This is a genomic window from Salmonella sp. 32031103-2018-00083-FB-01-SM-01 (genome assembly GCF_017571995.1).
Classification (GTDB): Bacteria; Pseudomonadota; Gammaproteobacteria; order Enterobacterales; family Enterobacteriaceae; genus Salmonella; species Salmonella enterica.
In genome coordinates this window covers 1,163,021-1,176,195 of record NZ_JAGEQL010000001.1, presented here as the reverse complement: position 1 = coordinate 1,176,195, position 13,175 = coordinate 1,163,021, and the positions used below count along the sequence as shown (strand labels likewise).

8 protein-coding genes are annotated in these 13,175 nt (G+C 55.9%); all 8 read right to left on the bottom strand.

Annotation, left to right across the window (positions count from 1 at the left end; all coding sequences use genetic code 11):
• Positions 1–8 precede the first annotated feature (8 nt).
• Positions 9–725, bottom strand: a complete 717-nt coding sequence (locus J4614_RS05895) for a DUF1266 domain-containing protein (RefSeq protein WP_001645168.1) — start codon at positions 723–725, stop codon at positions 9–11.
• Positions 725–1,927 (bottom strand): hypothetical protein, encoded by a 1,203-nt coding sequence (locus J4614_RS05890; protein WP_000141056.1) that lies wholly within the window; start codon positions 1,925–1,927, stop codon positions 725–727. Before J4614_RS05890 ends, J4614_RS05895 begins: the two co-directional genes overlap by 1 nt.
• Positions 1,928–2,195: 268 nt before the next feature.
• Positions 2,196–2,918, bottom strand: coding sequence for a two-component system response regulator BaeR (gene baeR, locus J4614_RS05885; RefSeq protein WP_000137854.1), 723 nt, complete (start codon positions 2,916–2,918; stop codon positions 2,196–2,198).
• Complete coding sequence (gene baeS, locus J4614_RS05880) at positions 2,915–4,318, bottom strand: two-component system sensor histidine kinase BaeS (protein ID WP_000870073.1); 1,404 nt, start codon at positions 4,316–4,318, stop codon at positions 2,915–2,917. The genes baeR and baeS overlap by 4 nt, the downstream gene beginning before the upstream one ends.
• Complete coding sequence (locus J4614_RS05875) at positions 4,318–5,730, bottom strand: MFS transporter (RefSeq protein WP_061423774.1); 1,413 nt, start codon at positions 5,728–5,730, stop codon at positions 4,318–4,320. Before J4614_RS05875 ends, baeS begins: the two co-directional genes overlap by 1 nt.
• Complete coding sequence (gene mdtC / locus J4614_RS05870; protein WP_197394445.1) at positions 5,727–8,807, bottom strand: multidrug efflux RND transporter permease subunit MdtC; 3,081 nt, start codon at positions 8,805–8,807, stop codon at positions 5,727–5,729. Before mdtC ends, J4614_RS05875 begins: the two co-directional genes overlap by 4 nt.
• Complete coding sequence (gene mdtB / locus J4614_RS05865) at positions 8,808–11,930, bottom strand: multidrug efflux RND transporter permease subunit MdtB (protein ID WP_024154950.1); 3,123 nt, start codon at positions 11,928–11,930, stop codon at positions 8,808–8,810.
• A complete protein-coding gene (gene mdtA / locus J4614_RS05860) occupies positions 11,930–13,171 on the bottom strand; it encodes a multidrug efflux RND transporter subunit MdtA (protein ID WP_000678813.1) in 1,242 nt (413 codons plus the stop codon). The genes mdtB and mdtA overlap by 1 nt, the downstream gene beginning before the upstream one ends.
• Positions 13,172–13,175 lie beyond the last annotated feature (4 nt).

The window sequence follows — 13,175 nt, the reverse complement described above, 5'->3', positions numbered from 1 at the left end:
ATAGTCCTTTAAATCGGCTCGAAAATTTTGAATTCATTCCACGGCAGTTGTCGCCAGCGGCTGACAGGGTCTTGCAGATAATGGGTGGCTTCCTGTAAATCCCGTCCGGCAAGCGCTGTTGGCGTGTCACGTAGCGTGAGCCATACCCGGCGGGCGCGAACGTAGGCGGTGGCGTAATCCTCCCAGGAATCAAAACAGTCCTGAGCGCGCTGGGCGTTAAGTAATAACACCAGCCAGGCCTGATGTACGTCGCACCAGCCGAGCCCGGCGATACAGCGGGTCAGAAAGGCGGTGCGCATGCAGTCGAAAGCCAGCGCGTCGCGGACCTGGCCCTGGGCCGCCAGATGATGATAAAACGTGCGCGGCGAGCTGCCGATGCCCGCAGGCCAGCGGCGTAAGATATCCTCAACCTTGTGGCGTAACGCCGCGCCGTCGAGGTTCTCGCTCAAGCCCAGCTCTTTTTTTACCTGCTGTGCCAGATAGCGGCGTTTGTCATCGTCAAGTTTGAAGACCAGCTCAACGCCTTTGGTCGGTAGCCCGTTGCGTCGGGCGAGGATATCGGCTAGCGCCAGCGCCCATTGCCGCCGCCGGGTATCGCGACGCAGATCCTTCAGACGATCTTTTTCTTTCTCCTCGGCGATACGGGCCGCAATCAGCGGTTTGTTTTTTTTGTAGTTGCGCCAGCTAAAAAATAGGGCGGCAATAATAAGAACAATCCAGAACATTATTGCACCTCCTTGATGACAGGGAGGTAACGCGTGGTTTGTAGCGTCAGGCTTTCAATTTCGAAAGGTTCGCTACTGGTGTTTTTTCCGGCAAGCGTAGGGTGCCATTCATGCCGTGGAAACAGCATTTCCGCAGCCGTCGCCACGTTAGGATCAACAACCTGAAGGTAGCGCAGCGCCTCTGGGGCGCTGTGCAACAGCAGCCACTGTAAAGCTACCGGGGGAGTGGGGAAGTGCTCCATTAAATGAAAATTGTCATGCAGCACATTGAGCAGAAAATTGAGGTCATGAATATGAGTAATAAATTTCCAACCTGAATATTCCGGCGTTGCTTCATAAACTATTCCCATCTCTTCGCAATCGGCGTGGCGCTCAGGAAGTGGTTGCAGATGGCGTAACAGAGATAAAACATCGTTAGCATATTTCTTAATAGGATGGCGATTTTGCTTACCTTTAATCTGATCAATGCTCAGGCCGTTATTACCAACCACCAGGCTTATTGTGACGTGGGGAATATTATTGCCGTCGCGCAGGCTGAACAGGCGAAGTTTTTGTTGTTCAATTTGTCGGGCGTAGTAATCGCCGTAGCCGCCGGAAAGCGCGCCTTTATTTTCAAAATCTCCGACGCAGTGTTGCATATGCCAGGATTCATACGCCATCTCACTGCGCAGGCCGGGGTTTGTTGCATCAAACTCAACCAGCACGCCGTTATTCACCGTCATCACCGGTTTTAGCGCCTCGCTGTTGGAGGGATACCAACCTTGTTCACGCAGGCGCTGCATTTTTTGATGCTCCGCTTCGCGCATTGCCAGCACGGTAAAGCAGTTGATGCGCTGTAGTTTAGTTTCCAGCCGCGTTCCTTCCTGACGCGAAAGAAATTCCACTAAATCTCTTTCCATTGCCACAAGTTGCGGGTGCTGAACGTTAAGGTAGTAAAAGCGCTCATAGCCACCCAGCTTTGGCGCCAGCCAGGCGGGGATTTCTGTATCAGCGCTAAAATAAACGGCATAATCGGCGACGGAGCGCACAGGATAAACATGAGGAAAGTCACCAATGATCCAACGATAAAAATGGTTGCTTAACCAGCGCTGGATAATTTCGCTGTCGCCGCGTTGTTGGCTCCGGGAAAAAATAGATGATTTTACATTTGGCGCATTTATTATATTGCGTGGTTTATAGCGGTGAGATGACGTTTCTGTCATAAAAATCCATGTATAATTAAGCTGGTATTATGTTTATGTATTTTTAGATTCACTTAATGAATTAATGCGCAATAAGTTTAAAAAACTACTCACAGTATATCGGTAAACTAAAAAGAGCGGCCAAATAATTTATTGTCTCCGATCGCGTTCGTTGTGGTTTTCGGGATACCGCTCGGCCAAAGGAAAGAGGGCAGTGTGTTAATTCCGCCAGAATAGCGTTGGCGGAAAATATCGTCTTACGACCTTGTTATTGTTATGCCAATAATCATTATACCAGGCGACACGCATCCGCTTCCCAGCGATATCCCACCCCGTAGACCGCGCGTATAAATGACTGTTCGGCATCCAGCGATTCCAGTTTACGGCGCAGGTTTTTAATGTGGCTGTCGATAGTACGATCGGTCACCACACGGTAGTCGTCGTAGAGGTGGTTTAACAACTGCTCGCGGGAAAAAACTTTACCCGGTTCAAGCGATAAGGTTTTTAGCAGGCGGAATTCAGCGGGGGTTAAATCCAGCGCTTTACCACACCAGGAGGCCTGAAAGCGGCTTTCATCAATCATTAACGGGCTTTCGGCATCCTGCTGCTGGAGTTCGCGCTGCGGTTTACAGCGGCGCAAAATGGTTTTCACGCGGGCCACGACTTCGCGCGGGCTGTAAGGCTTACAGATATAATCATCGGCGCCGATTTCCAGCCCAAGCAGCCGATCGATCTCTTCGATTTTGGCCGTGACCATCACAATGGGGATGTCGGAAAAACGGCGAATCTCCCGGCATAGCGTCAGACCATCGGTACCCGGCAGCATCAGATCCAGCAGGATCAGATCCGGCGGCGTTTGACGCACATACGGCAGTACCTTGTCGCCATGATTGATGAGCGTGGGGGCGTAACTCGCTGCGCGTAAGTAGTCAATAAGCAGCTGTCCCAGCTTGGGTTCATCTTCAACAATCAAAATGCGCGGCGTGTTTTCATCAATGGGTAATTCAGTCATACTTCTCTCTGTAAATCGCGATCCAGCGGTAACTCTACTGTAATGCTAACCCCGCCAAAAGGCGAATGAGCGGCGTGAAGATGACCGTTATGCGCGTGTACAATATTGACGCATATCGCCAGCCCCAGTCCAGAACCGCCGCTGGCGCGGTTACGGGACACTTCCGTGCGGTAAAAACGGTCAAAAAGCTTTTGTAACTGTTCATCGCTGACGCCCGGTGCAGAATCGGCAAAGGTCAGGAATAATGATTTGTCGCGTTGTTCGGCGGAAATATGCAGGCCGCCGCCGCTGTCGGTGTAGCGCAGACTGTTTTCCAGTAGATTATTAAACAGTTGCATCAGGCGATCCGGGTCGCCGAAGACGGTCATGCTATCCGGCAACGCGTAATGTAGCGTTAGCCCCCGGCTGGTAAAGCGTTCTCTGAACGCGCCGCCAGCGACTTCCAACAGGGGAACAAGATCGACGGTCGTTTTTTGGTAAGCCAGCGCGCCCTCGTCAGACAACGAAAGCTGATGCAGGTCGTCAACCAGTTTGGTAAGCGTACCGACTTCCGCCTGTAGGGAGGTAACCGATTCTGGCGTGAACTGGCGAACGCCATCCTGAATGGCTTCCAGTTCGCCGCGCAATACCGCCAGCGGCGTGCGCAGTTCGTGGGAAATATCCGCCATAAAGTCGCGGCGCATCTGCTGATTTTTTTCCAGCGTGCTGGCAAGCTGGTTAAAGTCCTGCGCCAGTTTTCCCAGCTCATCGGCGCTGGTTGGGGTCACGCGCGTGGTAAAATCCCCCGCCGCCAGTCTGTGCGTACCCTCGACCAACCGTTTGACCGGGGCGAGCAGGCCACGCGCCAGCAAAAACGTCGCCAGCGCGGCCAGCAACGTTGATAACGCCACGATCATCCAACTGGCGCGCCGCTGCTGCATATCAAAATTAATATCCGTATTACGCGTCAGCCGCTCGACAGGAGAGGCGATAATCGCGCCGACTTCGGCGCCATTGACCAGAATGGGGCGGCGAGTACCGTCATGCGGCACCGGACCGCGTGGGCCGACCAGCACCCGGCCATTTTGATCGACGACCCAGAACTGGGTGCGCCAACCGTGCGGCGGCATACCGGGGCCGGGTTTATCCCGGTCGTTGTCATGCTCAAATGAACGCAAAATCTGGAAAACGAAGCGATCGTTGTTGCGTAAAAAACGCCAGTTGCCGTGTTGCTGGTACTGGTCGCCCAGCGCATCGCCCAGCATTTGTAGCCGCTGCTCGTTGCCGTGTTTGATATAGTCAATAAATCCGCGTTCAAAACTGACGCGCACGGCCCAATGCATACTGATCAGCAGCACGATGCAGGTGGCGAAAATCGCCAGAAACAGCTTGCCGGTGATTCCGGGCCGCCAGACTTTCATTACAGGCTCCTTTTACGCCGTGAAATGACCATGTTTTGCTGTGTATCGTTCGGCACGCGGGCAAAAATTATCGCCGGTAGCGCGATAATAACCGCCATACATAACCAGGTGTACATAAAGACGTGATGTGTGGCGCTACTGTCTATCCCGATATGCTGTTGGCCAAACATACCCAGCAGTATTCCGGCAATAGTGACGCCAATACTCATCGAGAGCTGCATAATCATCGATAATAAGCTATTGCCGCTGCTGGCCAGCGTATCGGGAAGGTCTTTTAGCGTTAAGGTGTTCATGGAAGAAAAGCGCGCCGAGTTCACCATTCCCTGCAAAAGCAGTACCAGCGGCAGGAGATAATACCAGCCGAGCAGCGCGACCGACATAAACAACAGGCTAACCAATGCCAGTCCGAGCGTGGTCGCTACCAGAACCCGACGATAGCCAAAACGGTTAACTATCTGCACCACAATCCGCTTCATTCCCATGCTGCCCAGCACCATGGGGATCATCATCAAACCGGCATGAAACGGTGAAAAACCAAGACCAATTTGCAAAAAGACCGGCGTCATAAACGGCAGCATACCGCTGCCGATACGCCCGGCAAAACTGCCCAGCAACCCCAGTGAAAACGTGGGCGTGCGGAACAATCGCAGGCTGAATAACGCGCCTGAGTTTTTTTTGGCATGGAAGAGATAGAGCAGAATGGCTGCCGCGCCGCCCGCAGCAAGTCCGGCTAATGTCCAGGGCGAAATCCCCATGCTTTTACTACCGTCCAGCGCCAGCGTGAGTACCGCCATGCCGATAGCTAACAGCAGGAACCCCGGCAGATCAAAGCGCCGGGTCTCTATGGTGTAGTTTGGCATCAGCATAAAGGTCGCCATAGCGCCGACAATTCCTACCGGGATATTGATCAGAAAGATCCAGTGCCATGAAGCATATTCCACCAGCACCCCGCCCAGCGCGGGGCCGAGTAACGGCCCGATCTGTCCCGGTAGGGTGACGAAGGTCATCGCCGCCATATATTGCGCGCGCGGCACGATTTTCATGACCGTCAGGCGTCCGACCGGCACCATCATCGCGCCGCCTACGCCTTGTAAAACCCGCGCTAATACCAGTTGATTAAGCGTGCCGGAAAGGGCGCAAAACAGCGAACCCAGCGTGAACAGCACAATGGCGGCAAAGAAGATATTACGCACGCCGATTTTATCTGCCAGCCAGCCGCTGGCGGGGAGCATCACGGCGACGGTAAGAACATATGACACCACTACCATGTGCATATGCAGCGGGCTTTCCCCCAGGCTTTTCGCCATGGAGGGCAGCGCAGTGTTGACGATGGTGGTATCCAGCGACTGCATAAAAAAGCCGAATGCCACAATCCAGAGTTGCCAGCGGGTGTTGTCAGGAAGTTCTGTCATATCTCTACTACCGGTTTGCTATTTTTACGCGAAAAACGCAGCCGCAGACGGTCGAAAAAGAGGTACACCACTGGCGTGGTATAGAGCGTCAGAAGCTGGCTCATGACCAAACCGCCGACAATGGTTATCCCCAACGGCTGCCGTAATTCCGAACCGTCTCCGCCAGATAACACCAATGGCAGTGCGCCGAACAGCGCCGCCAGCGTGGTCATCATTATTGGACGGAAGCGTAACAAGCAGGCCTGGAAAATGGCTTGTTCCGGCGTCAGGCCGCCGCTTCGTTGCGCTTCAAGCGCAAAATCGACCATCATAATGGCGTTTTTCTTCACAATGCCAATTAATAGCATGATCCCTATCAGGGCGATTAGGCTGAAAGGGGCATTGAAGAGTTCCAGCGCCAGAAGCGCCCCAACGCCCGCCGATGGCAGAGTAGAGAGAATGGTCAGTGGATGGACGTAGCTTTCGTACAGTATCCCCAGCACAATGTAGACGGTAGCGATCGCCGCCACTATCAAAATAAGCTGCGAATTCATGGTCTGCTGGAAGACTTGCGCCGTTCCGGAAAAACTGCCGCGTACCGTCGGGGGGACGCCAAGCTGCGTCATTGTGCGATTAATGGCCTCCGTCGCCTGCGATAACGATGTGCCGGTCGGCAGGTTAAAGGCAATCGTGGACGCCGCGGAAAGTCCCTGATGGTTCACCGACAGCGGCGCATTGGCGGGCCGCCATTGGGCGAAATAAGAGAGGGGGATCGCTTTTCCGTCGCGGTTGATAACAAACATTTTCTCCAGCGCGCTGATATCCTGGCTATAGCGCGGATCGACTTCCATCACCACTTTATACTGGTTCATCGGCTGATAAATGGTGGAAATTTGCCGCTGGCCGAAAGCATTATTTAACAGACTGTTTGCGGCCTGAACATCAATGCCCAGTCGTGACATGGTGTCGCGGTCGTAGATAAGGTTCATCTCCGCGCCGTTATCCTGCTGGTCGGAGTTTACGTCCGCCAGTTGCGGCAGGGCCGAGAGCGCTTTGCGTATTTTCGGCTCCCACTCGCGCAGCGCCGCCAGAGAGTCAGACAGCAACGTATATTGGTAACTGGCGTTAGCCTGCCGCCCGCCGACGCGAATATCCTGTACCGCCATCAGAAACAGCCTGGCGCCGGGTTCTTTTGCCAGTTTGACCCGCAGTCGATCAATGATTTGCTGCGCCGTCTCTTTGCGTTCGCCGCGCGGCTTCAGCGTAATAAACATCATGCCGCTATTCACCCGCGAGCCGCCGGTAAAACCAGTGACATTATTCACCGCCGGATCGTCGCGAATAATTTTCATAAAATCCTGCAGCTTGCCGCGCATGGCCTGGAAAGAGATGCTCTGGTCAGCCTGAATACCGCCCATCAACACGCCGGTGTCCTGCTCCGGAAAGAATGTTTTAGGGATGGCGATATAAAGCCAGATGTTCAGCGCAACGGTGCCAAGAAAAACCACACCGACAAGACGCGTATGGTTAAGCACCCATTTTAACGACGTGCCGTAACCCTGTTGCAAGGCGACCAGCAAACGGCCAACGCCCCGTTTACGCGGTTGGGTGCGCGGTTTGCTTGATTTAAGCATCCAGCCGCACATCATCGGCGTCAGCGTGAGCGAGACCACCAGCGAAATGCCAATCGCCACCGAGAGGGTAACGGCGAATTCCCGTAATAATCGCCCTGGCAGGCCGCCCATTAACAGCAGCGGCAGAAATACCGCCACCAGCGACAGACTCATGGAGATGACCGTAAACCCGACTTCCCGCGTACCCTGTAATGCCGCCTGCAAAGGTTTCATTCCCGCCTCCAGATGGCGGGCGATATTTTCCAGCACCACAATGGCATCATCAACGACAAATCCGGTCGCGATAGTCAGCGCCATCAGCGACAGATTGTTGAGGCTGAAGCCGCACAGATACATGGCGGCGAAGGTGCCGATGAGCGAAACGGGAACGGCGACGGCGGGGATTAGCGTGGCGCGCCCGGAACGCAGGAATAAAAACACCACCAGGATCACCAGCGCGACAGAGATAACCAGCGTCTCTTCTACCTCTTGCAGCGATGCGCGAATCGTCGGCGAACGATCCTGGGCGATTTGTAAATCGATAGCGGCGGGGATCATTGCCCGCAGTTCCGGCAGTTTTGCCCGGATGCCGTCGACCGTCTGAATAATGTTGGCCTCCGGCAGCTTGCGGATCATCAACAAAATAGCGGGTTTAGCGTTCGTCATCCCGGCGTTACGGACATCCTGCACCGAGTCGGTGACGCTGGCGACGTCGCCCAGGCGTACCGCCGCGCCGTTGTTATAGTGAATAATCAGCGGCTGGTATTCGGCGGCGGTTTTCAGTTCGTCGTTGGTCTGGATTTGCCAGCGGTGGACGCTATCTTCAATTGCGCCTTGCGGTCGGCGTACGTTGGCGCTGTCGATCGCTTCGCGGACCTCATCCAGCGAGACGCCCTGGTTAAAGAGCGCCTGCGGGTTTAAGCCTACACGTACTGCGGGCAGGGAGCTGCCGCCGACGTCAACATCGCCGACGCCGTCAATTTGCGCGATGGTTTGCGCCAGTTGGGTAGAGGCGAAATCATACAGTTTGCCCTGTGACCAGCTCTCCGAGGTGAGCGTTAAAATCATAATCGGCGCGTCGGACGGGTTGGCCTTGCGATAAGTCGGGCGGCTGGGCATTCCGCCTGGCAACAAACTTTGCGCGGCGTTGATGGCGGCCTGCACGTCGCGCGCCGCGCCGTTAATATCACGATCGAAATTAAATTCGAGAATAATGCGCGTACTGCCGAGCGAGCTGCTGGAAGTCATTTCATTGACGCCTGCAATGCGTCCCAAAGAACGTTCCAACGGCGTCGCCACCGACGAAGCCATGGTTTCCGGCGAGGCGCCCGGCAGCGAGGCGCTAACCATAATCACCGGGAAATCGACCTGCGGCAGCGGGGCGACCGGCAACAGACGAAAGCCCAGAATGCCGCACAACGTAATGGCGGCGGCAATCAAAATGGTGGCGACCGGGCGGTAGATGAAAAGGGCGAAAAAGCGCATCTACGCCTCCTCTTTATGGCGCGGAAAGCGACTTTTCACGTACAGCGACAGGCGGTCAAACAGGAGATAAATCACCGGTGTGGTAAACAGAGTTAATACCTGGCTGACCAGTAGGCCGCCCACCATCGCGATCCCCAACGGGCGACGTAATTCCGCGCCAACGCCGGTACTCAACATTAATGGCAATGCCCCGAGCAACGCCGCCAGCGTGGTCATCAGAATCGGTCGAAAACGCAGCAGACAGGCCTGGAAGATAGCGTCGCGCGGACTCATCCCCTGTTCGCGTTCGGCGGCGAGGGCGAAGTCAATCATCATGATGGCGTTTTTCTTCACGATGCCGATCAGCAAAATAATGCCGATAATGGCGATAATATCGAGCTCGCTACCAGCGATGATCAGCGCCAGCAGCGCGCCGACGCCCGCCGTAGGCAGCGTTGAGAGAATCGTGATCGGATGGATAAAACTCTCATACAGCACGCCGAGCACGATATACATCGCCACCACGGCGGCGACAATAAGCCAGACGGTGCTGCCCAGCGCCGCCTGGAAGGCGAGCGTACTGCCCTGAAACTGCGTTGTAATATCCGCTGGTAGGGCGAGCGTTTTTTCCGTATCGAGAATCGCCTGCACCGCATCGCCGAGCGAATAGCCCTCCGGCACGTTAAACGAAAATGTCGTAACCGGGAACTGATCTAAATGATTGATAGAGAGCGGAGCGAAGCGCTGCTCAATGCGGGCAATCGCGCTGAGCGGTACGGTGCCGCCGTCGCGGCTCGTCAGGCGAATCGTCTGCAGCGCCGCCAGTCCCGGCGTGCTGGCGGTATTATGTTCCAGTACGACGCGGTACTGGTTCGCCTGGGTATAAATCGTTGAAATCAGGCGTTGCCCGAACGCGTTGTAGAGCGCGTTATCCACATCCGCCATGCTGATACCCAGACGGCTGGCGCTGTCGCGGTCGACATTCACCCAGGCCGCTAATCCCCGATCTTGCCAGTCGCTGCTTACCTCAGAGAGCTGTGGTAACGACTGTAGCGCGTTCTGCAGTTTTGGCACCCAGTGACTGAGCGCATCGAGCGTCGTGGCCTGCAGGGTAAACTGATACTGCGTGCGGCTGACCTGCGTGTCGATGGTTAAATCCTGCGTCGGCTGGAGATACAGCGCCACGCCGGGAATCGTCGCCACGGCGGTTTGCAGCCGGGAGATCACCTGCTGCACGCGGTCATCACGCGCATCCAGCGGCTTGAGGTTAATTTGCAGGCGCGCGCTATTCAGCGTGGGGTTAGCGCCGTCTACGCCAACAAAAGTCGTCAGACTTTGCACCGCCGGGTCCTGTAATATCCGCTCCGCCACCTGGCGCTGACGTTGCGCCATACTGGCATACGATGACGATTGCGGCGCCTGCAGCGTCCCCTGGATAATGCCGTTATCCTGTACCGGAAAGAACCCTTTCGGGATGACTATCCACAGCATAACGCTGAGCAGGAGCGTGGCGAATGCCACGCTCAATGTAAGCCACGGATGGTTGAGCACTTTCGCTAATCCGCGTCCGTAGCTGGCGATCACGCGGTCAAACATCCGCTCGCAGGCGCGGGAAAAGCGGTTTTGTTTACGCAGAGATTGCTGGCTGAGCATACGTGCGCACATCATGGGCGTGAGCGTCAAAGAGACGACGGCGGAGATTAAAATCGCTACCGCCAACGTCACCGCAAATTCGCGGAACAGTCGACCAACAATATCGCCCATAAAGAGCAACGGGATCAGCACCGCAATCAGTGAAAAGGTGAGGGAAATAATGGTAAAGCCGATTTCGCCCGCGCCTTTGAGCGCCGCCGCCAGCGGTTTTTCTCCTTTTTCGATGTAACGCGAGATGTTCTCGATCACCACAATCGCATCGTCCACCACGAAACCCGTGGCGATAGTGAGCGCCATCAGCGTCAGGTTATTAATGGAAAAATCTAAAAACACCATCACCGCAAAGGTGCCGATAAGCGACAGCGGTACGGCGACGCCGGGAATAATTGTGGCGGGAATATTACGTAAAAACAGATAGATAATCATGACGACCAGCGCGATCGCCAGCATCAGTTCAAACTGGGTATCGCGCACGGAAGCGCGAATATTGGTGGTGCGATCGGACAGGACCGTGACCTTCACCGATTTCGGCAGGCTCTCGGTAAGCTGGGGCAGCATCTGGCGAATGCTGTCCGCTGTCGCAATGATATTGGCGCCGGGCTGGCGTTGAACGTTCATCACGATAGCCGGCGCTTGATTCGCCCATGCGCCGAGCCAGCTATTTTCCGCCCCCTGTTCGACGGTGGCGACATCGCCCAGCCGTACCGGCGCGCCGTTTTGATACGCGATGATAAGCTTGCGGTATTCGTCGGCAGACTGCATCTGATCGTTAGCAGAAAGCGTCACCGCTCGTTCGGGGCCATCCAGACTGCCTTTCGCCGAGTTGACGTTGGCGCCGGTAATTGCGGTACGGACCGTTTCGCTGGTCAGACCGAGCGCGGCGACAGCCTGAGCATTCAGTTTTACGCGTACCGCAGGGCGCTGCCCGCCGGCAAGCGTCACCAGCCCGACGCCGGAGACCTGCGAGATCTTCTGCGCCACGCGGGTTTCTACCATGTCCTCTACCTGGGTCATCGGCATTGCGTTTGAGGTGACGGCAAGCGTCATAATCGGCGGGTCCGCCGGATTGACTTTGCTGTAAATCGGCGGATTCGGCAGGTCGGAAGGCAGTAAATTGGTGGCTGCGTTAATCGCCGCCTGTACTTCCTGCTCGGCAACGTCCAGCGGCAGCGTCAACTGAAACTGTAGCGTTACCACCGATGCGCCGCCGGAGCTTTGCGACGACATCTGCTTAAGTCCCGACATCTGGCCGAACTGGCGCTCAAGCGGCGCGGTGACGGCGGAGGTCATGACATCCGGGCTGGCGCCAGGGTAGAGCGTAACAACCTGAATAGTGGGGTAGTCGACCTCCGGCAAAGCGGCGACGGGCAGGAAGCGATAGCCGATAATCCCGGCGAGTAAAATCGCCGCCATCAGCAGAGTGGTGGCCACGGGGCGCAGAATAAACAGACGCGAAGGGCCGCCCGTGCTGCCCGGAGGTAATACCTGCATCAGGCGCGCGCTCCTTTTTGACCTTCATGGCGGGAAGGGGATTTTTCATCCGCCACGGTGGTCTGCGGCTCAACGACCTCGACTTTTGCGCCTTCCGTCAGCCGATCAATACCATCGGTAACGACGCGATCGCCTGCCGACAAGCCAGCGCTGATCACCACGTTTCGGTTATCCTGAATACCGATTTTTACCCGCTTCTTGCTGACGTTATTTTCGTCGTTCAGCACCCACACAAAGTGGCCCTCATTGCCCATTTGCACCGCCGCGGCAGGCACCACAACGGCATTTTGTTCGGTATCGACCAGCATCCGGGCGTTCACAAATTGATTGGGGAACAGCGTATCGTCCTGATTGGTAAAGCGCGCTTTAATTTTGATCGTTCCCGTCGTGGGATCAATCTGGTTGTCCAGACTGAGCAACACACCTTCGCTCAATTTGTGCGAGTTAGTCCGATCCCAGGCTTCTACGACCAGCGCTTTCCCCGCTTTCTGTGCCTGAACCACGGTCGCGATATCGCTTTCCGGCAGAGTAAAAATGAGATCAATCGGGTGCGTTTGCGTAATGACGACAATACCGGCGGTATCGCTGCTGGAAATCTGGTTGCCGACATCCACCTGTTTCAGACCCACGCGTCCCGAGACCGGGGCCGTGATACGACTCCAGTCGAGCTGTAACTGCGCGCTGGCGACATTGGCTTCATCCGCTTTAATGGTTCCCTGGGTTTCGTTGACCAGCGCCTGTTGCGCATCCAGTTCCTGACGGGAAACCAGATTGGTTTTTGCCAGTTGCTGATAGCGCGCCAGATCACGACGCGCATTCGCCAGCGTAGCGTTATCTTTCGCCAACTGTCCCTGAGCCTGCGCCAGGGCGACCTTAAACTGGCTGGGATCGATTTGCGCCAGCAGATCGCCTGCGTTGACCTGCTGACCTTCCTGAAAGTGCAGGGCGATGAGTTGACCATCCACGCGGCTACGCACCGTAACGGTATTCGCGGCGGTCACGGTACCCAGCCCGCTCAGATAGCGCGGTACGGCCTGCGTGGTCGCGGTCGCGGCCTGTACCGGCGCCAGAGGGCCGTCGCGCATACCGCGGCGACCTGCGGCGGCGGTATGCGGCGCTTGCGCGGCGACGCCCGGCGCGGCGGTCGGGCTTTCGCTACGGCTATGCCAGAACCAGAATGCGGCGGCGGCCACTACAACCCCAATCGCTATTGCCCAGCGGAAAGTATTACTGCCTTTCATCGGT

Coding starts and splice junctions, on each gene's coding strand:
- mdtA (WP_000678813.1), bottom strand. CDS start 13,171: ATGAAAGGCAGTAATACTTTCCGCTGGGCAATAGCGATTGGGGTTGTA.
- baeR (WP_000137854.1), bottom strand. CDS start 2,918: ATGACTGAATTACCCATTGATGAAAACACGCCGCGCATTTTGATTGTT.
- J4614_RS05895 (WP_001645168.1), bottom strand. CDS start 725: ATGTTCTGGATTGTTCTTATTATTGCCGCCCTATTTTTTAGCTGGCGC.
- J4614_RS05875 (WP_061423774.1), bottom strand. CDS start 5,730: ATGACAGAACTTCCTGACAACACCCGCTGGCAACTCTGGATTGTGGCA.
- mdtB (WP_024154950.1), bottom strand. CDS start 11,930: ATGCAGGTATTACCTCCGGGCAGCACGGGCGGCCCTTCGCGTCTGTTT.
- J4614_RS05890 (WP_000141056.1), bottom strand. CDS start 1,927: ATGACAGAAACGTCATCTCACCGCTATAAACCACGCAATATAATAAAT.
- mdtC (WP_197394445.1), bottom strand. CDS start 8,807: ATGCGCTTTTTCGCCCTTTTCATCTACCGCCCGGTCGCCACCATTTTG.
- baeS (WP_000870073.1), bottom strand. CDS start 4,318: ATGAAAGTCTGGCGGCCCGGAATCACCGGCAAGCTGTTTCTGGCGATT.